Raw genomic sequence first — 24339 nt, 5'->3', positions numbered from 1 at the left:
AGGCCATCCTCCTGGACCTGCGCTGGAACAAGAATACTCCGATAAAGAACCAAACCTAATTTTTCATCCAGCCCCTGCTGTGTTTAGCCAGGATCGAAAATACATAGGTGTAATAGAAAAAAGCGCGGACTTAAGTAATACTATTAAAATAAAATCATTCTGAATAATAATCCGATAAATGAGTTTATATTAAACCCCGCCCACCCTGAAGTGCGCGGGGTTTTTTACGGTTCTTTAATCTCCGCCTCGACCAATTTCCCCAACAGCACCAGGCACTCCTGCCACCCGACGTAACAAGCCTCGGCCGGGATGATGTCCGGCACGCCCTCTTGCACGACCTGCAGCTCCGTCCCGCAGGACACCGGTTTCAAGGTGACGATCGTCTCCATCAGGCCGGGCAGATTCGGGTCGTCGAATCGGTCCGTGTAGCGCAGACGCTCGTTGGGCACCAGCTCGAGGTACTCGCCGCCGAAGGAGTGGCTCTGTCCGTTAGAGAAATTCGTGAACGACATCTGGTAGCTGCCGCCAACCTTGGCGTCGAGGCGATGGACCTGGGCAGTGAAGCCGTTGGGCGGCAGCCACTTAGCCAGGGCGGCGGGGTCCAGGAAGGCGCGGTAGACGCGCTCGGGCGGGGCTCGAAAGACGCGGTGCAAACGGATCGTATTCGGCATGAGGGACTCCTTGCTCTTGGTGAGCCGGAAGGATAAGTCCCTCCTTCCCGAAAATCAAAGGCCCTCGCCCGCCGCCCTTCCCTTTTTTTCCGCGATCCCTTAACCTTTCTACAAGTCCGCCCACTCATAGGGCTTTGGGGAGCCGTCGAGCGCTCCAGCTCCCCAAGAAGGCCAAGGTCATGAAATTAGCTAAAATTTGGAATTTACTCGCGGTTTTCCCCGCCGTCGCGGGCCTCACCGCCTGCGAGACCCTCTTCATCGACGAGTGCTACGACCCCTATTACGGGTACTATTACTGCGACGATTACGACGACATTTACACCATCCAGGCCGCCATCGACCTGGCCCAGCCGGGCGACACCATCTTCCTCAAGCGGGGCACCTACTCCCCCTCGACCAACGGCGAGTACTTCCCGATCTTCCTGAAAAACGGCGTCAGCCTGAAGGGCGAGGATCCCGAAAACACCATCATCGACGCCGAGGGCTACGACCAGGTCCTCAACCTCTTCAACTACAACAGCGGCGTCATCTCCAACCTGATGATCACCAACGGCAACACCGACTTGGGCGGCGGCATCTATGCCGAAAACTCCAGCGGCATCCTGAGCAACCTGATCGTCGTCGGCAACCGGGCCAGCGAGGCCGGCACCGGCATCTACCTGCGCAATTCCGACGGCCTCATCCTGAACAACCTCATCGTCTACGGCAACGCCAGCAGCGGCGACACCGGCAACGACGGTCCGGCCCAGGTCGAGAACGACGATTCCACCGTCACCTTCAACAACAACGTCGTGGCCTTCGGAGACTCCGACGGCGTCCGGCTCAACTTCGGCGCCGACGGCGTCTACGAAAACAACATTTTCTACCAAAACGGCTTCGCCGGCGAGGGCGCCGGTTTCGCCGACACCGACCCCGTCACCGCCGCGCAGATCCAATACAACATCTGCTTCGGCAACTCCGCCTCCGACTTCTACCTCAACGGCCTGGACCTGACGGCCGCGGAGGCCAACAACCTGGACGGCTCGGACCTGATCTCGAACAACTTCTCGTCCGACCCGCTCTTCTTCGACCCGACGGGCGGCGATTTCTTCCTGCAACCCGGCTCGCCCGCCATCCAGGCCGGCGATCCCAGCCCCAGCTTCAACAACCCCGACGGGACGCGCAACGACATCGGCGCCTTCGGCGGGCCCTTCGCCCGCTGATCGCGCCTCCCGCGGCGCGGCGCCTTGTACAAAACAAGGCGGGGCTTGGTGACTTCCATCCTCAGTCTTAGGCCCTCGTCCGGCGCGCGCGAGGCCTCCATTCCCGATCGCGGCCCCGCCTTCTGCACAGAATTATTCGTTTCCTCCCTCCACGAGACCCGCTGAAAATTTTTTTTCTCCCGCCCCCGCGAAGCCCGCGCGGAAAAAAATTTCTTGGCGATCGTTTTTTTTCGCCTGCCCGCCGACGCGCATTTTTGGCCATCGTCCCGGCGCCGCCGCCCCTCCGGCCGAAAAAACCCCGCCCGCGGCCGCGCAACTTTTTTGGAAAATTTTCGGAGACCGCGCACCGGCCGCCTGGCGCCGCCCTTGGCACGCGCTTTGCTTTCGCCACAAGCGGAATGAAGGAAGGGGCGTCACTGAAACCATAACCGTCTCTTTTAGGGGAGTGTAGGATGAACAAGCGCAACTTTCTTTTCATGGCGGCCCTGGCGATGGGCCTTTTCTTCCAATCGATCGAGGCGGAGGCACGCTATAGCGAAATCCCTCCGGCCTCCGATGCCGTCCTCGAGGACGTCCCTGTCGAGGAGGATGAGGGGCCTTCCGACAAGGTCTGCTTTTGCCACAATATCAACCATAACCCCCACACCATCTGCACGGCCAACCAGGCCTTGATCAACGCGCACATGGCGCATGTGAACGGCGAGATCCCCGGCGTCGAGGATGCCTTGGGCGTTTGCCCGGGCGATGAAGTCCCCGGCGAAGAGGAAGAACCCGGCGAGGAAACCGAAGAGCCCTGCGAGGAGGGCGAACACGAGGAGCCCGGGAACGAAGGCGAAGAGCCGGCGGACGAAACCGAAGAGCCCGGCGACGAAGGCGAAGGCCCCACGGACGAGGGAGAACAGCCCTCCGACGACGCGGAAGAGCCCGGCGACGAGGAAGAGCCGCCTTCGGATGAGACCGAGGAACCGACGGAAGAAGGCGAGGATACTCCGGCGGCGGAGGAAGAGACTCCCTCGGAGGACGAGCTAAACGGAATCCCCGAAGCGACCAAGGTCGACGGCTTCGAGGCCGACGGCGAGATCGCGGTGGATGAGGCTAACAGCCCCTTCGATTACCCCGCCTGGTACTTCGAGGGCAGCGGCAACATGGGCTGCGCCCTGGGCGGCGCCGGCAGCGGCACCACCGACCTGGCGCCTTGGGCCCTCTTCGCCGCGGCGCTGATGATTTCGCCCTTACGCCGGATCCGAAAGAAGTAGTTTCAGAGGAGAAGTGGTAAGGGAATGGGTCGTCGCGCAAGCGGCGGCCCTTTTTTTTACAGTTCGAGTCCCTGCTCGGCGAGGGCGCGCCCCACGCCGGGATCCTCGCCCATCTTCCGGTACCAGCGCAGGAGGTTGGGATACTCCGTCATCGGCCGCGGCAGTCGCTTGTTCCAGCGGAACAGCGCGAAGAGGTAGGCGTCGACGACCGTCCTCCGCCCCTCCAAGACCCAGTCGCGTCCCGCCATCTGGCGCTCCATGAGGTCCATCTGCTTGTAGATCTGCGCCTGAACATGTTCCTTGACGGCGGCATGCTGAGCCGGATCAGGGTGGTAACGGGCGGTCAGGAAGAAGGGATAGAAGGCCGGGTGGACGTTGCCACCCAAGTGCGAGATCCATTGGTTCATCTCGTAGCGCGCGCGGATCCCCTCGCCGGGGCCGAGCCGGGCCTCGGGGAATTTCTCCGCGAGGTAGGTTAAAATCGCTCCGCACTCGGTGAGCGTCGCGCCGTCGTCCTCGATCAGGGCGGGGACTTTGCCGAGGGGGTTGATCTTGAGGTACTGCGCGTCCTGCAGCAGCTCGCGATCGATCTTCCAGATCTCGAAAGGTTTGCCGATCCAGTGCAGGGCGATGTGCGGCGCCAGGGCGCAACTGCCGGGCATGTAGCAGAGTTTCATTTCGCATCCTCCTTTTTTTCGGCGGCCTTCTTGGCCTCATCCGCTTGCTTCTTGGCCTCCTTTTCGGCCTCCTCCCGCTCGCGCTCCTCCCACTCCTCCTTGTCCTCGGCCGACATCGGCGAGATGCGAAGGCTGCCGAAGTCAAAACCGAAGTTGACGCCGGTGCCGGTCCCCTTGATGTTGAGCGAGATGTCGTCCTTCGAAAGCGACTGCCCGATCCGCGACTTCACCGCCCCGCCGTGACCGCCGACCGAGGCGTATTTGCCATAAAGCTCTTCGAGCTTTTTGACAGGAGAGAATTTCCCCGAGCCGTTGGCGATGTTGTTCTTCCCGAACTGGACCCCGCCGCCGTGGGTGCGGATCTTGACGTCGGCCTTCTGCCCGTTACTGCAAGTAATGGTCCCCTCGCCCTTGCCGGATTTGTAGAAGACGGCCCAGCTGCGCAGCTCGAAGGCCATCGTGCACTGGACCTTGCCCTTGGCCTTGCCGGACTTCGCGTCCTTGGACTCCTCTTTGGCGTGTCCGGCCGATGGAAGGGCCAGACAAAGAAGGGACGCCGCTGTCACGAGACCACGTTTCAAGAATGTTCGCATGGCCGACTCCTGGAAGTTGTGGGCTTCGATTGTACCCGGATTGACGGGGAAGGGAAGCCGGCAATGAGACGCCGTAAAAAAACTCGGGACCGGAGGCCCCCGCCGGGTTTATACCTGGGCCAGCCAAGGAGGCCGCTATGCGTCGCCCAATGCTTCATTTATGGATCGCCCTGCTCTGCCTGATCTCCCTCGCCGCCTGCCAGCGGAGCGCGCCGCTGCGCCACCAGTTCGAGGCATTCTCCCGCGGCCTCAACCAATGCAGTCCGGCGGACGAAAACTGCACTTATCTGAAATTCTCCTACCCCGTCTTTACCCAGGGGCCGAATCCCGCCGGGCTGAAGGCGATTAACCGGCGCGTCATGGACTTTCTGCTCGCCCCCACCGGGGAAAAGAAGGCGGACAATCTGGAGGGCTTCGCCGCGGACTTCTTCGCGGACTTCCAGGCCTATCGCCGGCAATTCTCCAACGCGCCCCAAGTTTGGAGCCTGGAGCGCAACGTCGACGTCCTAGTCGAGGACCCCAAGATTCTCAGCCTCTCCTTCCGGGAGACGCAGTTCCTCGGCGGGGCCCACCCCAACTCGAGCCGCACGCTGGTCAGCCTCAATCCCGAGAACGGCGCACCCTACACGCTGGACGAGCTCCTGCTCCCCGGCTACCTCGACAAGCTGAACGCCTTGGGCGAAAAGAAATTCCGTGAGGTCCGAAAGATCCCCGAGGGCCAGGGCCTGGAGGAGGCCGGCTTTGACTTCCCCGGCGGGAAGTTTCGGCTCAACGAGAACTTCGCCGCGGGCGCCGACGGGCTGATCTTCTATTTCAATCCCTATGAGGTCGCGGCCTACGTCTACGGGCCTACCGAGGTCGAGATCGGCTACGCCGAACTCAAGGACCTCATCAACCACAAGGGCCCGTTGCGCGACTTGGCCAAATAAGCCTCACTTCGAGTCGGGCTCGAGGTACTCCGGATTGTTGAGGAAGAAATCCCGATGCTCCGAGGGGGGCGTCTCCCACTTCAGCTGCTTCGCGTCCAGGACCGAGGTCGGGTAATCCGTAAACATCACGACGATGCGCAGGCCGTCGGTGTACCAGGTGTCGTCCATGAAGTTTTTCCGAGGATGCTCGTAAGTGTATTCGCCCACGCCCTTGACGTAGCCGAAGCTGCCGATGGCCTCCGAATACAGCAGGTCTTGCAGGACGAAGTCGCGGGCCTCGTCAACGTCGGAGTCGATCTTGTGCGTCATGAAGAAGGGCGACTTGAGGGTCCCCCGAATGCCGATGTCGCGGCTGATCGTGCCGATCCAAACGGGCTTGCCCAGGTAACGCAGCGGGGTCATCCACAACCGGAGGTGATTGCGCTGATGGATGGTCCGCCGGGGCTTCTGGAAGGACATGTCCTGCCCCCGCCCGAAGAGGTAGAGCTTGCTCATCGGGGCGTTTTCGTATGGCGTGTGAAAGAAAAAGGCCTTGAACATCTTCCAGGACGAACCCTTGTCCTGCGCCGCCGTCTCCTTCCAACCGCGCCGGATAAAGCTGGTGATCAGGTCCTCGTCGTCCCCGACGAAGACCAGGTTGACCGCGTCTCCCTTGCCGCCCTGGCCCTTCTTGTTGAAGGTGCAGCAGGGATAGGCCTCCAGCTCTTTGCGCAGGGTGGTCAGATCGACCTCGCGGATCTCCTCGGGCTTGTAGAGCTTGTCGAAATCCACCGTTTGGAAATCGGCCTTCAGGCCCGGCACCGGCACCACGAAGGAAAAGCGCTTCAAGTCGTCTTCGGCCAAGAGCTCGACGCTGACCTCCTTGGCGCCTTGGTCGACATTGACGTAGACGAAGCCCTCGGTGGTCTTCCCGGGCGGCGCGTAAAAATCGATCTGCTGGTCGTTGAAATACTCGTCCATCTTCGCCTGGTCGCGCTTGGCGTGGCCGAAGTGGTGCCGGTAGGCCGCCTCGTTGGGCGAGTAGTAATCCGGGTCCATGGCGATGGGCATAAGCCAGTACGGCTTCACGTCGTCGTTGACCACCTTCAGCCAGACCGGCTGGATCCGCTTTTTCGCCAGCGGCACGCCGAAGTAATATTTGCTCTCCTTGTCGCTCAGCGCCGCGACGGAGACCTTCAGCTTGCCTTGCTCCTGGGTCTGGACGCGCTGGTGGAACTCGGCGTCCCGGGAGGAATGGGGACGAAACTTCGCGCAGGCGCCGCCGAGCAGCGGCAGGAGAAGGGCGAACAGCAGCGCCCGGCGTAGTCGTTTCATGGCCATCCTGGGTGTTTTCCTTCCGTGGGAATTTGGGGTATTTTGCCGGGGAAGCTCGAAAACGCCAACCGAAATCCAAAGAAAGGCCCCTATGCCCCGTCTCATCCCCCATCCCACCGTCATCCCGGCCGTCGGCAACAAACCCAAGGTCATCCGCGAATACGTCGGCAGGGCGAACACGGGCACCCAGGCCTTGAGCCTCGCCCACATGCAGAGCCCGGCGGGTTGGACCGAACCCGGCCAACGGCCGGAATTCGACGAGTACACCTTGGTCCTGAAGGGAGCGCTGACTGTGGAGTTCGAGGGCGGCAGCCTGAAGGTCGGCGCGGGCCAGGCGGTGATCGCCGCCAAGGGCGAGTGGGTGCGCTACAGCAGCCCCGACCCGGAAGGGGCGGAATACATCGCCCTCTGCCTGCCGGCCTTCTCCCCGCAGACCGTACACCGCGACCCAGAGCGATAGCGCTGACCGGCTGCGGCAAAGGGAACATTTCTCAAGCCTAGGTGTTGCAGCCGTCCGCCCCGCCCGCCTGCTGCTCGCAGGCCTGGGGGTCGGCGGTCTCCGCGCAGAGCGTGTTGTAGTAATTGCACAGGGAGTGGTTGAACTCGATGTCGGTGATATCCGTGGGTCCCGAGACGGGATTGCCGAAGGTGATGTCGAGCTCGGTCTCGACGTGCCGGTAGAAATAGGTCTTGTAGGTGCCGCCCTCGAAAACGACCGTCACCTGGTTGGGCAATTTTGGAATCAGGTCGTTGGTGTTGACCACGCGCCAACTGGTCGCGACGTTGGGGTCGTAGGTGCCGAGCCCGAACTTGGGATTGCCGGCCCGCGGGCCGGCGAAGCTATACATGACGGGAGAAGAGAAGGGCGTCGCCTTGGCCAATTCCGGCGCCGCCAGCACCGCCAGCGCCCCGCCGAGACTGTGACCGGTCACGTAGAGCGCCGTGAAATCCCCCGACTGGGCCAGTTGATTCACCGTCTGGACGATCTCGGCGTGGATCGTCGCGTAGACGCTCGTGAAGCCCTGCTCCGTCAGGCCCCCGCCGGCGAGAAAGGGATAGGGCACCTGCCCCAGCTGCGCGTCGTCGAACCACTCGACGACGGTCTTGGTGCCGCGGAACACGACATAGATATTCGGACCCTGGGTCGCGACGTAGGCGATGGGCACCATGCCGCCGAAATTCTCTCCCTCGAAGGGCTCGTCGGTCAGGTAGGTCTGCACCAGGGTGTAGGGGGCGGGGAGCGAGAAGGGCTGCCCGTTCTCGAAGTCGTTCAACATCTGGTAGGCCTGGAGATCCAATCGGGCCAATTCCAGGGCCAGGTTGAGGCTGAAATTGTCGCCCGAGTCCGGAGCTGAGGCGCCGAGGTCCCCGCCGCCGCCGCTGTTGCCCAGTCCCGTGTCGGGAGGCGTTCCGCCGCAGGAGGAGAGCGTCAAGAGACCCGCAAAAAGAAAGGCCGCCGCGCGGCCGCGCATGGATGGATTGGACATGAACACCCCTCCGAGATGGGCCTAGTTTAGCCGCGCGACAAGGGGCTTCCAAGAAAATATCTGCACAGAATTCTCCTTCTCGAAGATCGAACAACTGAACGCCATGAAAAATAACGGATTTTCAGGACACACCGATTCTTGCCCCAGCCACGGAATCTTCATCTCCTTTTAATACGAAACTTTGGAGCCCCCAAGTGCCGAAAAAGGCCCCACAGGGTTGAAATTCGGGGTAAAGGGCCCTTTGGCCCTTGATAATTCCGGGTGCTTGTCGCTATCCGTGGCGGCATCTATTTGTTCCGAGGTCACCTATCTAAAGGGGAGTTTCACGATGTTCTCACTGAAAAACCTGTGTGTCTCTTTGTCCCTGGGTCTTGCTCTGGCCGCCTGCAGCGGCGGCGGGGCCCCGAACGCCACCAACAACAACAGCGCGGTGACCGCGAGCCAACCGCAGTCCTCGACCCCCGAAAAGGTCTCGACGGCGCAAAACCCCTCGGAGTTGCCGGGCACGATCAAAGAGCACGGCAAGGGCAGCCGCAAGACGCCCAACGTCGCCGCCAGCACCAAAGAGATGTTGCCTTTCCGCTTCTACAATCTGGCGGGCTACAAGGTCTGCACCACCGGCACCTCGGCCAAGGATTCTTATAAGAAGACGCTCTTCATCAATCTGGCCGCGCCCAGCGAGGAATGCGGTAGCGATCCCAAGAAGATGTATACCTTGATTTTGCCGATGTCCGTGGTGAAGAGTAAAAACCTGATCATCACTCCGGGGATGAAGGTCGAAAAAGGCGTGGCCATCACCGAAAAGGACCGCGGCAACGACCGCCTGGTCTCCTTCATCGAGACGGACATCTACAACGGCAGCCTGAAGATCCAATAATTTTGCCGAAACCGAAGGCGTCCGGGGAGGCGCCTTCTTACCCGCGATCACCGGCGCTTCAGAAATAGAGCCTTCGCGCTCCCCTCGGGTAAGGGTCTGAAGCCGTGGGTGGATACCCCCGAGACGATCGGGGGGATTATTTGTAAGGCCCCATTTGCACTCCCTTTCGGGGGTGCCCCATTTGTCTTACGATTCACAGGTCGCCCCTTGGGGCGATAGTTTCGGCGTAGCGCTCCCCCTCCAAGATGGTTTCTCTGTTTCAAAAACTGACCCGGAAGAAACACATCTTGGAGTCTTTTTATCAAAGCATCGAAAAATTCGTGCTCCCCGACGGGACGACCCTGCGGAAATTCATTCCCGGCATCGACGGCCTCTCGATCCGCGACTTCGAGCAGCGCCTCGAAGAATATCTCGAGGACTGCCGCCAGTTCCTGCTCCACGGCGACCGCGAGTTCCTCCCCCAGCTCCACCGCCAAGTCCCCAAGAACGCCGAGGGGGAGATGCGCGACGTCTACCTCTCCAGCCTCCGCGACAAGGTGATTCAGAAGGCCCTCGCCCTGGTCCTGTGGCCGGAGTTGGACGCGGGCTTCGCCCCCAACCTCTACTCCTACCGCTGGGATCCCCGCTTTCACCAGGGCGCCGCCCTGAAGCGGGCCCGGGGCTTCCTCAAGCGGCACGGCTGCGGTCTGCGCCTCTTCAAGACGGACATCCAGAGCTACACCGAGCACATCCGCCACGACCTGCTGCTGGAGAAATTCGCCGCGCGCTTTCCGGGCGAGCCGGAGCTGCTCGGCCTGCTGAAGACTTTCCTGAGGCAAAAGCGCTACTTTCGCGGCGAGCTCGTCGTCCCCGACCTCGGCGTCCCGACCGGCTCCCCGCTGACCCCGCTGCTGGCGAATTTCTATCTCGAGGACCTCGACCACCGGATGTACCGCGAGCGCATCTTCTATCTCCGTTACGGCGACGACATCCTGGCGATGGATCCCGACGCGGGCCGGATCGAAGCCGCGGCGCGCGAAATCGAGGCCTGCGTGACGGAGCGGGGCCTGAAGCTCTCTCCCGACAAGACGCTGCTGCAATCCGCCGACAAGCCCTTCCATTACCTGGGATACAAGTTCGACCGCGGGCGCATCCGGGTCGGCGAGAAGGCGCTCCGCCGCTACCGCGAATGGATCAAGTCGCGGCTCACGCGCGAGAGATACCGTGACTCGCCCAATCGCAGCCCCGAGGAGAGGCGGGCCCTGCTGCGCCGAATCCTGAAAGATCTACAAATCGAGATGGGGCACGCCGACAACCTGCTGGCCTGGATCAAGAGTTTTCCCTTCCTCGACGACGACCGGGACTTGCGCGAGCTGGACCGCTTCGTGAAGGACCGGATCCGGATCTGCGTCACCCGCGAGGTCACGCCGAAGAACCGGCAAAAGGTCCCGGAGGCCTGGTTTCGCGAGGAAAAATACCGCAGCTTCTCCGGCGCCTACCACCGCGTCCGCCACCGGCGTCCCTTGGGGCCTTATCAGGATTGGGAGCGATATTTCTCGGAGGCCGAGGAAAGGCCGAAGCCGGCGCCGCTGCTCAGGCCCCTGCATCGGCTGCGCCGTCTGGCGCGCTGGCTTCGGGAGGCCCTGGCCTCCGGAGCAGGTCCCGATAATACGCCGAGTGCTTGAGCAGGTAGAAGTGGCTACCCTGGGCCTCGATCCGGCCCTCGCGCAGCACCGCGATCCAATCCGCCTGGAATTCGGGGACCGGGCGGTGCGAGATCATGAGGACCGTCTTGCCGCGGAACCACTCCCCCATCTTCTCCAAGGCCTGGCGTTCCGATCGGGGGTCCATCGAGGCGGTGGGCTCGTCGAGCAGAACGATCGGGGCCGGGCGCCGCGCCGCGCGCAGCAGCGCGACCTTTTGCAGCTCCCCTCTCGAGAAGCCGAGCCCGCCGCTGCCCATCGCCTCGCCGAGCTTCTTGTGGCGCCGCGTGAGCTTGCGGTCTATCCCCAATTGCCGCGTCCAGCCGAGCGTCCCTTCCACCTTCGCCGCCCAATCGGCCTCCTCCGCGAGGTAGAGGTTCTCCATCACGCTGTCCTCCGCGTGCAGCTCCTCCTGCAGGACGACGGTGAAGAGGCTCCGCAGGTCGCGCAGGCGGAAGCGCTGGACGGGGATTCCGTCGACGCAGACGCTGCCGCGCTCCGGGTCATAGAGGCGCAGCAGGAGATTGAGCAGGGTCGATTTCCCGCTCCCGCTGGCGCCGACCACGAGGAGCCGTCGCCCGGCCTTGGCCTTCAAGTTCAGGTGCTTCAAGCCCGGCCCACCGCCCGGATAGGAAAACCAGACGTTGCGAAACTCGAGGTCGCCGCGAATCTCGCGGGCCTCGACGGGATGGGCGGGCTCAGGCAGCGGCGCGTGGTTTTCGTAGACCGAAAAGACGGTGCGCACGCCGATCTTTCCGGCCTGCAGGAAGGCGCTGGCCCGCACAAACTCGGCCACCGGGTAAAGCAGCATGCTGAGATAGATGACGTAGGCCATGACGTCGCCCTGGCTGAGCTTGCCTTGGATGATCTGGGCCCCTCCGTACCAAAGCGCACCCAGGACAATGATCGCGGTGAGCAAGTGGATCAGGATGTTGTTGCCGGCGTAGACCATGGTCCGCTTGAGGCGGAAGGCCAAATCGCCCTGCAACAGCTCGTCGAGGCGGCGGACTTCCTTTTCTGGGTTGCCGAAAACCTGGAAGATTCTAATCGAGCTGTAGACGCGCTGCAGGACCTGCAGAATTTGGTCGTTCTTGGTCTGCAGCTGAGAGGCGACCTCGCTCATGTAACGATTGAGCCGGCGGATGTAAATCGCGACGAGGGGAGCCAAGAGGAGAAGGATCAGGGTCAATTTGAGGTCGATGAAGGCCGCGGCGATGACGATCAAAGCGATCAGGACTAGGGTGCGCAGGCAGGTGTAGGCGAAGGTCTCGACCAGGAGCTTGATCATGGTCGTGCTGTAGGTGAGCTTCGAGAGCAGGCGGCCCGGCCCGTTCTTCTCGAAGTAATCCAGCGGCAGCGAGAGTTGATAGGCGAAGAGGTCGCGCCGAATGTGGGCGACGAGCCGCAGCGAAAAATCCACCACGCTGCGCTGCTCGAGGTAGCGGAACGCGGCGTGCAGGAGGTAGCAGCCGGCCCCCGCCGCGATGGTCCAGCCGAGCAGGCGATAGTCCTTGCGCGGCACGACCACGTCCAGGACAAAGCGGACGATTTGGGGAAGGACGATCTCGAAGAGGGCGGTCAAGAGGATCAGCGCGACGATGCCCGCGATCCTGCCGCGATAGGCGCCCAGGTAGCCCAGGAAGCGCCGCCAGCACCGGCTTTGCAGGTGCTTTTGGTAGCGCCGCGCCTGGCGGTGGGTTTTTTCGTCTCGCCGCTCCTTGGCTCGGCGGCGCAGTTTTTCGATTTTTTTGGAGTCTCGGCTCAAGATGCCGCTTATCTTTTCGCAAGTGTCTCCGGAGCACAAGGATTCTCTAGGAGGCCGTTGAAAAACTGGTTTTATTCCCGCCAGAGTAAATCCGGCTCCATACACCTTCACCCGGCCCACGCGGCTTTGGGCCGAAAAGGAAAAAGTTGGGTTGGAAAAAAAACCCTTCCGGGATAGGTTCGCCGGAAGATGAACCTCAAAGCCCACTGGGAATCGGTCTACGAACGGAAAAAGCCGGAAGAAGTCAGCTGGTACCAAGAAAATCCCGCACGCTCGCTGGCGATGATCGAGTCCGCCGGCTTGGGCAAGGAAGACCCCATCATCGACGTGGGGGGAGGCGCCTCCAAGCTTGCCTCCGTCCTTTACGACTTGGGCTATCGCAACCTAACCGTCCTGGATATTTCGAAAAAGGCCCTGGAGACGGCCAGGCAAAGGATGGGCGCCGCGGCGGACGCCGTTCAATGGGTCGAAGCCGACGTCACGCGCTTCCGCGCTCCGCAACGCTACCGCTTCTGGCATGACCGGGCCGTCTTCCACTTTTTGACGGATCCGGCGGACCGGAAGCTTTACCTTGAAACGCTGCGAAACTCCCTCTCCAATCCGGGTTACGTCATGATCGCGAGTTTCTCATTGGAGGGCCCGGAAAGATGCAGCGGTCTTCCCGTCCAACGCTACAGCCAGGAAACCCTGCAGCAGACCTTGGGGTCGGAATTCGAATGCCTGCGCCGCGAAAGCGAAGCGCACCGAACGCCGGGAGGAACCTTGCAGCAGTTTCTCTACAGCCTGTTTCGCAGGGAAGTATAAACGCCTCTCCCGACTTACCTGCCTTTCCCATGGGGTCCCGGACCCTGACCGCAGCCCGCGCCCGTGCACATGGGGCAGCAGGCCCCGCCGCCGTCCTTGCCGCAGGCGGCCCCCTCGCCCATCATCGGGCAGGACCCGCCTTGCATCATGGGACAGCTTTCCTTCATTTTGGCGCGGCACTCGTCGAGACTCTTCTTCGACTTGAGGCACTTCACCATTTCTTGATGGGCCTTGGCCATCTTCTCGTGGCGCTCGATCATCGCCTGGCGATCAGGGTCGCTTTGGGAATATGCCGGGGCCGCGAAGACAAACAGAAAACCCAGGGCTAAAATGGAGCAGAACATCTTTAATAATGAAGTCATCATGGCCTCCTTTTATGAGACTGTGGAAAAACGAATCGGCCGAGTCGCCGGAGGTTTTCCAACAGCCTGTTAAAGCTTTTATAAGCGTAAGGCCGAAACGCATCACTGACCGAAATCAGTCTGTCTCGGATGCGGCCCCCTCGCCCTTCAGACGCTCGGCGAGGGGATTTTTCGGGTATTTTTGCGGGTAATACACGGCGTCCGGCGGGATATCCCCGCCGGGATAGTCTTGGGCCTTGCCCGGAAAGGCCGGGCGGACAAGCGCATCGAGATATGCGGCGACCTGCTGGGCCTGCTCGAGGCTCAGGCTCGTCGGCGAAGAGAGCGGCATTGCCCGGTAGAGAAAGCCCGCCAAGGTGTAGACCCGCGCCAAGCCCGAGCCGTCGTTGAAGGTCTTGTCTCCCCAGAGGGCCGGGGCCCAGCCGTCGCCGCCGCCGCTCCGACCGTGGCAGGCGGCGCACTTTTGTTCGAAGAGCGCGCGGCCGGTCGCCGGGTTGAGCTTGTCGATGGGGATCTTTTCGGAGGCGGGGATCCAATCCAAGGCGCGCCACTCCAAGAGCTGGTCCTTAGCGACGCCGGTCGAGAGATAGCTCACGTAGTCGAAGAGGTTTTGGAGGACGGCGCTTCCTTCCGACGGGGCCTTGCCGTTCAGGCTGCGCAAAAAGCAGCTCTGGAGCCGCTCCTGCAGGGTAACGGCCCGTCCAGCCCGAGGGTCGAACTCGGGATATTTCAGCGCGACGCCGACCAGGCCCAGCATGCCCTGCTGGGTGCCGCCCTGGAAGTGGCAGCTGTTGCAGGAAAGTCCGTTGCCGACGTATTTCGCGGCGAACTTCGGCGTTTGATAGAAAATCTCCGCGCCCAGCTGGATGGATTCGGCCTGCTTGGGATCCTGCGCGGCCAAGAGAAAACGTGCCGGGAATTCATGCGGCGGCCCGACCGCGTGGGGGTTCTCTCTCGGCGCCATCGAGGCCTTTTCCCCACGGAAGGGCGAGCCTTCCGAGAGCAGCAGCGCCGCGAGGAACAAGCCGAAGAGCAGGAAATAAAAACCCGGCCTTTGATAGAAGCGCGTTGCCGGCACTACTCCCAGGCCTCCCAGGGCACCGGGGTCCGCGTCCACATGTCGTAGTACTGGTAGAGCGCGTTGCTGGTCGCGGCGGTGGCGCGCTGGTAGAGCTTGCTCATGTAGCTGCCGTCGTAGCGCTGCCCGTTGATGACCTGCTGGTGGGCGATGACGATGGAGTTCTTCAGCGCGTTGATCTCTTTTTGGTTGAGATTGGGGTCCTGCTGGACCGCGGTCAAGCTGTCGATGGCCCGGTCGAGGAAGGCTCCCGCGCTGGCGTAGTTCTTGCTTTGGATCTGCTCGTTGGCGAGGTAGAGCGAGACCTTCGAGGCGACCAGTTTCAGGACGGGGCTCTTGGAGAGGGCCACCGTCATCTTGTAGGCCTGAGTGAGATTCTGCAAAGCCGGGGATTTTCGACGCTGATCGATCGCGTAGTCGGCCTCGTCAAGGTAATGCAAAATTTTGCCGAAGCTCAGCTCGCGCTCCTCGTCGCCCGCCACTGTTTTCATCTTGTCCATGGCCTGGCGGATAAAATCGCGCACCTCTTGCAGCTTGGCGTCGCCGTCTTCCCAATCGTTTTTCTTGACCAGATCGCCGGCCTCCTTGATGCCGTCGATGATGCGGCTCATGCCGCTCTGGACGGTGTTTTCGACCTCGACGGAGACGTCGGTCGGGGTCTGGCCCAGCTCCAGGGCGCTCTTGGAGTTGGAACCGCCCCCTCCGGTTTGGGCGCTGAGGGCGGCCGGGGCCGCCAGCCAAAGGGCCAAAGCGAGTGAAACGATGGATCGCATCGGAAGCCTCCCGTCATTGGAGATTGGGACAGAAAAGGTACTGCAATCGGCGGGATTAGTCCAATCCCATCTTGGCGCCCAACTCGAGGGCCAGGGGGGACTGCATTTTCTTCAAAGCCTCGAATTGCCTCTTGGCCCTCTTGTAGTCGAAGTGCGCCGGCTCCATATAGAGGGTGCCCAGCTTCAGGCGCAGGGCGGGGTCTTCGGGGGCGTCGGCCACCGCGGCCTCCATCTCGGCGAGCTCGAGGGCGGGGATTTTCTTTTTGCGAAAGACCTGGCTTAGGCCGAGGTGGGCCGTCGCGAGCTTAGGCTGCAATTCGAGGGCGTGGCGGTAGGACTGGATCGCCAGCTCGTAGAGGGCCCGCTCGTAATAGATATCGCCCAGCTTGACGTGCACGCCGGGGTCGAGGGGATTGGCCTTCATCTGCTCGAAGAAATCGGCGATGCGCGTGTCGGCCGGGGCGTCCTGCTGGAGCTGCACGGCCTGCTTGACGATGGCGGTCTCGCTCGCCTGGCCCCGGGCCGGGGCGGGGGCGAGGCACAATAGGACCAAGACGGAAATTTTCGCGATCATAAGGCTCCTACGCCGCCGCGACTCATTGGGGTTTATCGCCCAGCAAAACCAGGTCGTCGCGATGGATCACCTCGTCGAAATACTTGTAGCCCAGAAGCTTCTCGATCTCGCTCGTCTTGCATCCCTTGATGAGGCCGAGCTCCTTCGCGCTGTAGCTGCTTAGGCCCCGGGCGAAGGGCTCTTCCCCTTCCACCTTCACGTCGATGGGATCGCCCTGGGAGAAATCGCCCTCCACGCCTCGGACGCCGGAGGGCAGCAGGCTCTTGCCCTTCCCCATCAGGGCCTCCTTGGCCCCCGCGTCGACCAGCAGAGAGCCGGCGGGCCTAAGCGTATAGGCCATCCAGTGCTTCTTCGCGGTGAGTCGGTCGGTGCCTCCCTTCGGGAGGATCACCGTGCCCAAATCCTCGGCGGCGAGCAGGCGCTCGACGATCTTGGGCTCGCGGCCGTTGGCGATGATCGTCGTCACGCCGTAGTCGGCGGCCTTCTCGGCGGCCTCGAGCTTGGTGCGCATCCCGCCGGTGGAGCCGGCGCGCAGCGTGTCGGAGGCGCCCTTCCACAGGCCCTTGTCGATGCTCTCGACGACGCCCAAGCGTTTGGCGTCTTTCTTGATCTTGGGATCCGCATCGTAGACCGCGTCGATGTCGGTCAGGATGACGAGCAGGTCGGCCTCGGCCACGTTGGTGACGAGGGCGGAGAGGTTGTCGTTGTCGCCGATCTTGATCTCATGCACCGCCACGGTGTCGTTCTCGTTGATGATGGGAATCACGTCGAGGCGCAGCAGCTCGGCGATGGCGTGGCGCGCGTTGAGGAAGCGGCGACGATTGGCCAGGTCGTCGCGGGTGAGCAGGATCTGGGCGACGTTGATCTCGTGCTTGGCGAAGGCCTTCTCGTACTCGTGCATCAGGGCGGTCTGGCCGGCGGCGGCCATCGCCTGTTTTTGCGGGATCAGGTGCGGCTTCTTCGTAAAGCCCAGGCGCTTCATGCCCGCGGCGATGGCGCCGGAGCTGACCAGGATCACCTTCTTGCCCGCCGCGCGCAGCTCGGCGACCTCGGAAGCGAGGCGCTGGAAAACCTTGGGGTCGAGGCGGCCCTCGGCGTCGGTCAGGATCGAGGAGCCGATCTTCAGGACGATGCGCTTTTTGTTCTTTAAGGCGGACCGCATATTTGCAAAATTTCCCTACAAAATCTCTTTCTCCAGGGCGCGGAGCAACTTGTCCACGCCCTGCCCCGTCACCGCGGAGAGCGCGAAGGTCTTCAATTTCTTCGCGGCGAAGGCATTCTCCGCCTTTTGTAATACCTTCGGATCGGAGAGCAAATCGATTTTTGTGAAGACCACCCAGCGCAGGCGCTTCTTGAACTCGGGAGAGTAGGCCAGGAGCTCCTTGTCGATCATTTGATAGGACTTCCAAGGGTCCGGATATTCCGGGTCGCTCAAGTCGATCAGGTGCAGGAAGACCCGGGTCCGCTCGATGTGGCGCAGGAACTTGACGCCCATGCCCGCGCCCTCATGGGCGCCCTCGATCAGTCCGGGGATGTCGGCGACCGTGAAGCTCTTTAGACCCGCCTTCACCACGCCCAGCTGCGGTGTCAAGGTCGTGAAGGGATAGTCGGCGATCTTCGGCTTGGCCGCCGAGATGCGCGAGATCAGGGTCGACTTTCCCGCGTTGGGCCGGCCGATCAGACCGACGTCGGCCAACAGCTTGAGCTCGAGGGTCAGCTCGCGCTCCTCACCCGCCTTGCCCGGCGTGGACTGGCGGGGGGCGCGGTTGACCGAGGAGACGTAAGAGAGGTTGCCCCGGCCGCCGCGGCCGCCCTTGGCGGCCAGGTAGCGCTGGCCGGGCTCGATGAGATCCGCCAAGACCTCGCCGCTCTCCGGGTCCTTGACGACCGTGCCGACCGGGACCCGTACCACCTCGTCGCGCCCGGTGCGGCCGTAGCGGTTGGCGCCCAGGCCGTGGCCGCCGCGCTCGCCTTCGAAGATCTTGCGGTAGCGGAAGTCCAGCAGGGTCAACAATCCCGGGTCGGCCTGAAAAACCACCGCCCCCCCGTCCCCGCCGTTGCCGCCGTCGGGCCCACCGCGCGGGACGTACTTCTCCCGCCGGAAGGAGACGCAGCCATCCCCGCCCCCGCCGCCGCGCACTGTGATGTGGACCTCGTCGATGAACTTCATTTCATTTCCTTAACCTCTCCTACGATCCACCCATGCCCGTGCGAGCACGAGGCGAAATTGGCATGGGAAAATCGAAATTGGAGGTAAAGGCCGAAAAAAAACCCCGCAGCGATTTCACTGCGGGGTCTTGATTAAAAATCGCTTCGGCTTCAAGCCGACGGATAAACGCTCACCCGCTTCTTGTCGCGGCCGAACTCTTCGTACTTCACCACGCCGCTGACCTTCGCGAAGAGGGTGAAGTCCTTGCCCTGGCCGACGTTCTTGCCGGGGTAGATCTTGGTGCCGCATTGCCGCACGAGGATGGAGCCCGCGGGGATGTTTTGGCCGCCGTAGACCTTCACGCCGCGCCGTTGCCCGTTGGAGTCGCGTCCGTTTTTGCTGGAGCCGCCTGCTTTCTTATGTGCCATGACAAATAACCTCTAAGCCGAAATTTGTTTGATCAGGACTTCGGTGAATTCTTGCCGATGCCCGAAATGCTTCGAATAGCCCTTGCGGCGCTTCTTCTTGAAGACCATGACCTTCTTGTCCTTGGCCTGGGCGACGATCTCGCCGGCGACCTTCGCGGTCTCGACGACCGGGGTCCCGATCACGGGGGTCTCGCCGCCCACCAGGAGCACGCGGGTGAATTCGATCGACTGACCGACCACGCCCTCGGGGACCTTTTCGATTTTGACCTTTTCGCCTTCGGAGACCTTGTATTGCTTGCCGCCGGTCTCGATGATCGCGTACTTCATATCCAATCCTTTGCGCAAAGCCCGCGCCCCAAAAGAGATGCGAGGGCGCGAAGAGTTATCCGTTTTTCCCCAGCGAGTCAAGAAGAGGGATCGAGAAAACACCTCCCCTTGACGCGCCGTCCGGAGACTCGGGGCCACATCAAATTCCTTCTAAATTTCCAATCCTTAAGTCTTGGACCCCCGATTTTCCTTAATTTTTGCAGGGCGGGGCCTAATCCCGCCGTGAAATAAATTAAAAAATCATATTATTTCAAATACTTGCAAAAAAGACCCCGTCACGCGCCGGTGCCGACAATATTGTACAAAGTTGGCCTGAAAATTGAATCTATTTTTAGCAGAGGCATTGTCGGGGCAAACCCAAGGTTCGCCCCGACAAAACGGGATAATTTACAGGAGATCCCTTATGACCCGGTATCTCAAAGGCTTCGTCGACCGCTACTTCAAGGTCTATTTCGCCCTGTCCTTGATGGGCTTCGTCCTGACGATCGTCCTCATGACCCTGCCGAAGTGGTTCCGCTAGGCGCTCAGCCGCGGATCGCCTTCACCTCGTAGTGCTCGGGGTTGAAGCTGGCCACCGGCTCGACCACGATCTTTTTGTAGATCTTCTTTTCCAGCTCGATCAGCCCTTCCCGCTCCTCGTCGTTCAAGACCTCGTAGACCGAAGGATGCACCTGCACCAAGATCTTGCTCTCGTCGATGCCCTGCGCCTCGCGCTGGATCTGGCGGAAGATCTCGTAGCAGACCGTCGTGCGGCTCTTGATGTAGCCGCGGCCCTCGCAAACCGCGCAGCTCTCGCAGAGCACCCGCGCCAGGCTTTCGTGAGTGCGCTTGCGCGTCATCTCGATCAAGCCCAGCTCGGTGATACGGCTTAGGGTCGTCTTGGAGCGGTCGCGGCGCAGGGCCTCGCGCAGGGCCGAGTAGACCCGCTCGCGCGAGCTGCGGCGCTCCATGTCGATGAAGTCCAGGATGATGATGCCGCCCAGGTTGCGGATGCGCAGCTGGTAGACGATCTCCTGCACCGCCTCGAGGTTGGTCTTGAGGATGGTGTCCTCGAGGTTGCTGCGTCCGACGAAGCGCCCGGTGTTGACGTCGATGGTGGTCAAGGCTTCGGTCTGATCAATGATCAGGTAGCCGCCGCTTTTCAGCCAGCCCTTCGCGCCCAGGGCCCGGTTGATCGCGGTCTCGATGCCGTAGTGATCGAAGATCGGGTCCTTACCCCGGTAAAACTCGACCTTGTGCTCGATGTGCGGGAGGAAGCGCTTGACGAAGGCCAGGATGCTCTCGAACTCCTCCCGGTCGTCGATCACGATGCGCTCGATCTCGAAGCTGAACAGGTCGCGCAGCAGGCGCAGGACGATGTCGAGCTCGGTGTGGATCAGCGCCGGCGCCGGGGTGCGCTGGGTCTTCTCGATGATCTCCCGCCAGGTGGTCGAGAGGTATTCGATGTCGCTCTTGATCATCTCCTCGCTTAGGCCCTCCGAGGCGGTGCGGACGATGAAGCCGCCCTCCTCCGGCCGGTAGCTGCGGATGATGTCGCGCAGCCGGCGGCGCTCTTCGTCGTTGCCGATGCGGCGCGAGGTGCCGATCTTGTCCCAGGTCGGCATGTAGACGACCGAGCGCCCCGGCAGGCTGATATGGCTGGTCACGCGCGCGCCCTTGGTGCTGATCGGGCCGCGCGCCACCTGCACCAGGACGTCCTGGCCGGGCCTCAGCAGGTCCTGAATCTGCTGGCGGTCGCGCCAACGCTTGCGGGGCTTGGTCTCCTTCTCCTCGTCGCTGGCGTCGACGTCGCCCAGCTCCTCGTTGACGTCGCTGACGTAGAGGAAGGCGGCCTTCTCCATGCCGATTTCGACGAAGGCGGCCTGCATGCCCGGGAGCACCCGTTGCACCTTGCCTTTGTAGATGTTGCCGACGTAGGCGACTTCCTTCGCCCGCTCGTAATAGACCTCGCAGACGACGTTGTTCTCGAGGTAGGCGACGCGCTTCTCTTTGGAAGTCACGTTCACGATCAATTCTTTGGCCATGTCATTTTAGGAGGGGATCACTCGACCTCAAAATGGGCATCCACTTTGCGGATCCGGCTCGCCGACCAGCCGCCCTTGCCTTCCGGGAAGAGGGCTTCCAAGACCTCGCTGGGACGAATGCTCCCGGAGGTCTGGCCGAATCGGGTCACCAGATGAAGTTGGTTCGGAGCGACCACCTCGATATCCTTGATGTAGGGTCGAATATCGACCGATTTTTGTTCTTTCGCGCGCCGCCGCTCGATCCGAACTTCCGGTGAGTTTTTTAAGTGCGTGACCCGATCGGGCAAGTCGCCGGAGATCCCGTCGCCGCGGACGTCGATCGCGTAGACCTGTTCGCGCATCGCCGCGTTGAGCGAGCGGACCTTGGTCGTAAGCGTTCGGGCCTCGGTGAGGGCGATCCCCGCCGGCAGGACCTCGTTGACCCGCCGAAGGAGCTCTTCGGGCGGAACGAACGCGGTCAGCTCGAGGTCCATGAACTCGGCCTCGCTTTCGACGCCGACGGGTTGGGGTGGACTCAAGCTGACCCGCATCGCCGGGTTGAAGCCCTGCGAGTATCCCACGGGGATCTTCGCTCGCTTCAGGGCCCGGTGCAGCAAGGTCGCCAGATCGAGGTGACTTAAAAAAGCGGCTTCGCCCAATTTGGTGAATCGGGCGCGAATTCTTTGCACTGTCGGCGGAGCCCGGTACTGCTCGGTCTCCGCCGGGGGATGGGCGAGGCTCTGCTCGGCTTCGGTCTTGAGGACGCGACCCCGAGTGGAATGAGCCTGCGCTTTCTCCGTCTCGGGAAGATACCGGTAGTTGACGTTGAGGACCTTGCGAAAATCGCAGACCCCGCAGTCGCTGCACTTCCCGGTCGAACAATCTTCGATGAACGCCAGGTCGTGCGAGGCTTCCAGCTCTTCCCACAGAAAACTTTTTTTCATGTCGACGAACAGGTGATCCCAAGGGAGCACCTCGTCGCGCTCGCGGCGGCGCGTGACGTAGAAGTCCGGGTCCAGGCCCGTCTCGGCGAAGGCCCGCTGCCAGGCCGCGAAATCCAATTTTTCGTCCCACTCGTCGAAGCGGCAGCCCAGCTCGTGGGCGCGCACCAGGGTCCGCGCCAGGCGGCGGTCGCCGCGGCTGAACACGCCCTCGAGGTAGCTCATCGTCAGCCCGTGGGTCTTGAACTTGATCCCCGGCATCCGCAGCGCCAGGCGGAGCTGCGCGTGCTTGGACTCGACCTCGGCCATCGAGAGCTGGGGCTCCCACTGGAAGGGCGTGAAGGGCTTGGGCACGAAGGAGGAGCAGCCGACGTGGATCTCGGCGCCGCGCGTGTAACGCCGGCCGATCGCGAGGGCCTGGATGGCCTCTTCGGCGATGCCCATGAGGTCGGCCTCAGTCTCCATCGGCAGGCCGCACATGTAGTAGAACTTGATCAAGCGCCAGCCCTCGCGAAAGACGTTGTCGACGGCACGCATCAGGTCTTCGCGCGCGTTGCCCTTGTTGATCAGGCGGCGCATCCGCGGGGTGCCGGCCTCCGGCGCCATCGTGAAGCCGGATTTTCTGACGCGCTTCACCTGCTGGATCACCTCGGGGGTGAGGGTCTCGGTGCGGGTGGCCGGGAGCGAGATCGAGACGCGGTCCTGCTCGTAGGTGTCGAACAAATCGTTGAGCAGCGGGTTGAGGCAGTCGTAGTCGCCCACCGAGAGCGAGAGCAGCGAGACCTCTTCCTGGCCGGTGCTCGCCAGCGACTTCGCGACGATGTCCTTCACCGTGTCCGGCGAGCGCTGGCGCTCGGGGCGGTAGATGTAGCCCGCCTGGCAGAAGCGGCAGCCGCGGACGCAGCCGCGCTGCACCTCGACGCCGATGCGGTCGTGGATGACGCTGATGTTGGGCACAATCGGCGCGCGCGGATAAGGGGCCTGGTCCAGATTGGTGACCGTGGCCTTTCGAACGCCCTCGTAACCGGGCAGCTTGGGCCGAATCTCGCGGACGGTGCCGCCTTCCTTGTAATCCACTTCAAAAAAAGAAGGGACGTAGACGCCCGGGCTCCGCGTCATGTCTTGCAGCAATGCCTCGCGCGTCTGCGCGCTTTCTTTATAGGCCAGGATTTGACGCGCCAGACTGTAGATCAGCTCCTCGCCGTCGCCCACCACCACCGCGTCAAAAAAATCGGCGATCGGCTCGGGGTTGAAGGCGCAGCTGCCGCCGCCGATCACGACGGGGTCGCCCTTGACGCGATCCTTCTGCCACAGCGGGACGCCCCCGCTTTTCAAGATCGTAATGATGTTGGTGTAGACCAGCTCGTAGGGAAGCGTGATGCCGATCAAGTCGAAGTCTTTTAGCGGGCGCTTGGACTCCAGCGAGAAGAGCGGGACTTGATGCCGCGCCAGCGCCGCCTCCATGTCGGTCCAGGGGGCGTAGACGCGTTCGGCCCAAATCTCGGGATCGCGGTTCAGGATGTCGTAGAGGATCTTCAAGCCGACGTGGCTCTCGCCCATCTCGTAGGCGTCCGGGAAGACCAGGGCGACGTGCAGGCGCACCCGCGCGGGGTCCTTAGTCACCGAATTGACCTCGTTGCCGAGGTAGCGACCCGGTTTTTCGACCTCTTGGAGGAGGGATTTCCAGATGTGGGGGCTGAGACCCGCGCCGGACATAGACCCTCACTTATAAACAGAAGGAGGGGTGGGCGTCAAACACGCAGACGAGGCTGTGGATAATTTTCAGCTTAGCGAAATAATTCGTCTTTTCCAAAATTTTGAACCCGGGGCAGGCCACAGAGGTCCCAGAATCTCGCAATGGCCGAGAAAATCCTAAAATTTGAAATCCGGGTATCCGACGGAGGAGGCAAGAATGATCCTTTTTATGGCGACGGCAGCATTTTCACGATCTTGGCGGCGCGTTTCTCGTCGAATGTTTCCCCCAGACGCCGGGCATTGTCGCGGGCCAGCTCCAAATGCAATTCCGTGTTCCCCGCGTCGCCGGCCTGGGCGAATTTCTCCGCGGCGGTGAATTCCAGCTCGATTCCCTTCCTCAAGGCCTGCTCGACCAGCCTCTGCCCCGCCGCCTCGTCGAATTTGATCCCGCCCTGCTTGGCCAGCTCGCGGCCGGCATTGAGCGGGACGATCGTGTCGTCGACCTTGCCCAAGGACACCGAGCCCCGGGCCTGGGCGAAGCGCCAGTCCACCGCCGCCTGGTAGGCCTGGGTGAGTAGGCTCGCGGCGCTGGTCTCTTGGGCGGCGCTCAAGGCCGTCTTGGCCAGGGCCGCGTTCGCTCGGGCCTGGGTGATGAAGTCCTTCACCTTGCTGAGATTCCCGTTCTTCTTCACCTCCGCCACCGTCGCGGAGGCCAGGGCCAACAAAACGTCGACGCTCAGGCGCAGGGCCTT

Annotated in this window: 23 protein-coding genes; 7 read left to right on the top strand and 16 right to left on the bottom strand. The window is 62.1% G+C overall.

What is annotated here, in order from left to right:
- Positions 1-224: 224 nt before the first annotated feature.
- Positions 225-671: a polyketide cyclase gene (locus FBR05_04910; GenBank protein ID MDL1871526.1), complete on the bottom strand. Its 447-nt coding sequence runs from the start codon at positions 669-671 to the stop codon at positions 225-227.
- 179 nt (positions 672-850) lie between these two features.
- Between FBR05_04910 and FBR05_04905 the strand changes: the two genes are divergently transcribed.
- Positions 851-1873 (top strand): DUF1565 domain-containing protein, encoded by a 1023-nt coding sequence (locus tag FBR05_04905; protein MDL1871525.1) that lies wholly within the window; start codon positions 851-853, stop codon positions 1871-1873.
- 452 nt (positions 1874-2325) lie between these two features.
- A complete protein-coding gene (locus FBR05_04900; protein MDL1871524.1) occupies positions 2326-3129 on the top strand; it encodes a hypothetical protein in 804 nt (267 codons plus the stop codon).
- A 56-nt stretch (positions 3130-3185) separates the two neighbouring features.
- Here the strand turns inward: FBR05_04900 and FBR05_04895 are convergent, their stop codons facing one another.
- Both FBR05_04895 and FBR05_04890 read right to left on the bottom strand, forming a co-directional pair.
- Positions 3186-3806: a glutathione S-transferase gene (locus tag FBR05_04895; GenBank protein MDL1871523.1), complete on the bottom strand. Its 621-nt coding sequence runs from the start codon at positions 3804-3806 to the stop codon at positions 3186-3188.
- Positions 3803-4399, bottom strand: a complete 597-nt coding sequence (locus FBR05_04890) for a hypothetical protein (protein ID MDL1871522.1) — start codon at positions 4397-4399, stop codon at positions 3803-3805. The genes FBR05_04895 and FBR05_04890 overlap by 4 nt, the downstream gene beginning before the upstream one ends.
- A 137-nt stretch (positions 4400-4536) precedes the next feature.
- On the opposite strand from FBR05_04890, the gene FBR05_04885 reads away from it, so the two are divergent.
- Positions 4537-5328, top strand: a complete 792-nt coding sequence (locus FBR05_04885) for a DUF3298 and DUF4163 domain-containing protein (GenBank protein ID MDL1871521.1) — start codon at positions 4537-4539, stop codon at positions 5326-5328.
- Between the two features lie 3 nt (positions 5329-5331).
- Here FBR05_04885 and FBR05_04880 read toward each other — a convergent pair whose 3' ends face one another.
- Complete coding sequence (locus FBR05_04880) at positions 5332-6795, bottom strand: hypothetical protein (GenBank protein MDL1871520.1); 1464 nt, start codon at positions 6793-6795, stop codon at positions 5332-5334.
- On the opposite strand from FBR05_04880, the gene FBR05_04875 reads away from it, so the two are divergent.
- Positions 6734-7102: a cupin gene (locus FBR05_04875; protein ID MDL1871519.1), complete on the top strand. Its 369-nt coding sequence runs from the start codon at positions 6734-6736 to the stop codon at positions 7100-7102. The genes FBR05_04880 and FBR05_04875 overlap by 62 nt on opposite strands.
- Before the next feature lie 37 nt (positions 7103-7139).
- Here the strand turns inward: FBR05_04875 and FBR05_04870 are convergent, their stop codons facing one another.
- Entirely contained in the window at positions 7140-8129 is a 990-nt protein-coding gene (locus tag FBR05_04870) for a lipase family protein (protein MDL1871518.1), read from the bottom strand.
- A 328-nt stretch (positions 8130-8457) separates the two neighbouring features.
- Between FBR05_04870 and FBR05_04865 the strand changes: the two genes are divergently transcribed.
- A complete protein-coding gene (locus FBR05_04865) occupies positions 8458-9006 on the top strand; it encodes a hypothetical protein (GenBank protein ID MDL1871517.1) in 549 nt (182 codons plus the stop codon).
- A gap of 245 nt (positions 9007-9251) precedes the next feature.
- Positions 9252-10670 (top strand): hypothetical protein, encoded by a 1419-nt coding sequence (locus FBR05_04860; protein ID MDL1871516.1) that lies wholly within the window; start codon positions 9252-9254, stop codon positions 10668-10670.
- Here the strand turns inward: FBR05_04860 and FBR05_04855 are convergent.
- Positions 10579-12453 (bottom strand): ABC transporter ATP-binding protein, encoded by a 1875-nt coding sequence (locus FBR05_04855; protein MDL1871515.1) that lies wholly within the window; start codon positions 12451-12453, stop codon positions 10579-10581. The two genes, FBR05_04860 and FBR05_04855, sit on opposite strands and share 92 nt — an antisense overlap.
- Positions 12454-12642: 189 nt before the next feature.
- Between FBR05_04855 and FBR05_04850 the strand changes: the two genes are divergently transcribed.
- The gene (locus tag FBR05_04850) at positions 12643-13257 is read left to right on the top strand and encodes a class I SAM-dependent methyltransferase (protein ID MDL1871514.1); all 615 of its coding nucleotides are present in this window, start codon (positions 12643-12645) and stop codon (positions 13255-13257) included.
- A gap of 14 nt (positions 13258-13271) precedes the next feature.
- Here FBR05_04850 and FBR05_04845 read toward each other — a convergent pair whose 3' ends face one another.
- The 10 genes from FBR05_04845 to FBR05_04800 all read right to left on the bottom strand — a co-directional run bounded on the left by FBR05_04845 (position 13272) and on the right by FBR05_04800 (position 23608).
- On the bottom strand, positions 13272-13622 hold the full coding sequence (locus FBR05_04845; protein ID MDL1871513.1) for a hypothetical protein: 351 nt from the start codon (positions 13620-13622) through the stop codon (positions 13272-13274).
- 112 nt (positions 13623-13734) lie between these two features.
- Entirely contained in the window at positions 13735-14697 is a 963-nt protein-coding gene (locus FBR05_04840) for a c-type cytochrome (protein ID MDL1871512.1), read from the bottom strand.
- The gene (locus FBR05_04835; protein ID MDL1871511.1) at positions 14697-15470 is read right to left on the bottom strand and encodes a hypothetical protein; all 774 of its coding nucleotides are present in this window, start codon (positions 15468-15470) and stop codon (positions 14697-14699) included. Before FBR05_04835 ends, FBR05_04840 begins: the two co-directional genes overlap by 1 nt.
- A 55-nt stretch (positions 15471-15525) precedes the next feature.
- Positions 15526-16044, bottom strand: a complete 519-nt coding sequence (locus FBR05_04830; protein MDL1871510.1) for a tetratricopeptide repeat protein — start codon at positions 16042-16044, stop codon at positions 15526-15528.
- 22 nt (positions 16045-16066) lie between these two features.
- Entirely contained in the window at positions 16067-17206 is a 1140-nt protein-coding gene (gene proB, locus FBR05_04825; GenBank protein MDL1871509.1) for a glutamate 5-kinase, read from the bottom strand.
- Between the two features lie 15 nt (positions 17207-17221).
- A complete protein-coding gene (obgE, locus tag FBR05_04820) occupies positions 17222-18214 on the bottom strand; it encodes a GTPase ObgE (GenBank protein ID MDL1871508.1) in 993 nt (330 codons plus the stop codon).
- A gap of 149 nt (positions 18215-18363) precedes the next feature.
- Positions 18364-18621: a 50S ribosomal protein L27 gene (locus FBR05_04815; protein ID MDL1871507.1), complete on the bottom strand. Its 258-nt coding sequence runs from the start codon at positions 18619-18621 to the stop codon at positions 18364-18366.
- 12 nt (positions 18622-18633) lie between these two features.
- Positions 18634-18948 (bottom strand): 50S ribosomal protein L21, encoded by a 315-nt coding sequence (rplU, locus tag FBR05_04810; GenBank protein MDL1871506.1) that lies wholly within the window; start codon positions 18946-18948, stop codon positions 18634-18636.
- 524 nt (positions 18949-19472) lie between these two features.
- The gene (locus FBR05_04805; GenBank protein MDL1871505.1) at positions 19473-20972 is read right to left on the bottom strand and encodes an Rne/Rng family ribonuclease; all 1500 of its coding nucleotides are present in this window, start codon (positions 20970-20972) and stop codon (positions 19473-19475) included.
- A gap of 17 nt (positions 20973-20989) precedes the next feature.
- Positions 20990-23608, bottom strand: coding sequence for a TIGR03960 family B12-binding radical SAM protein (locus FBR05_04800; GenBank protein ID MDL1871504.1), 2619 nt, complete (start codon positions 23606-23608; stop codon positions 20990-20992).
- Positions 23609-24339 lie beyond the last annotated feature (731 nt).

It is taken from the genome of Deltaproteobacteria bacterium PRO3 (assembly GCA_030263375.1).
GTDB lineage: Bacteria > UBA10199 > UBA10199 > DSSB01 > DSSB01 > DSSB01.
Note: the sequence above shows the minus strand (reverse complement) of the source record. Positions and strands in the feature narration are given on the sequence as shown.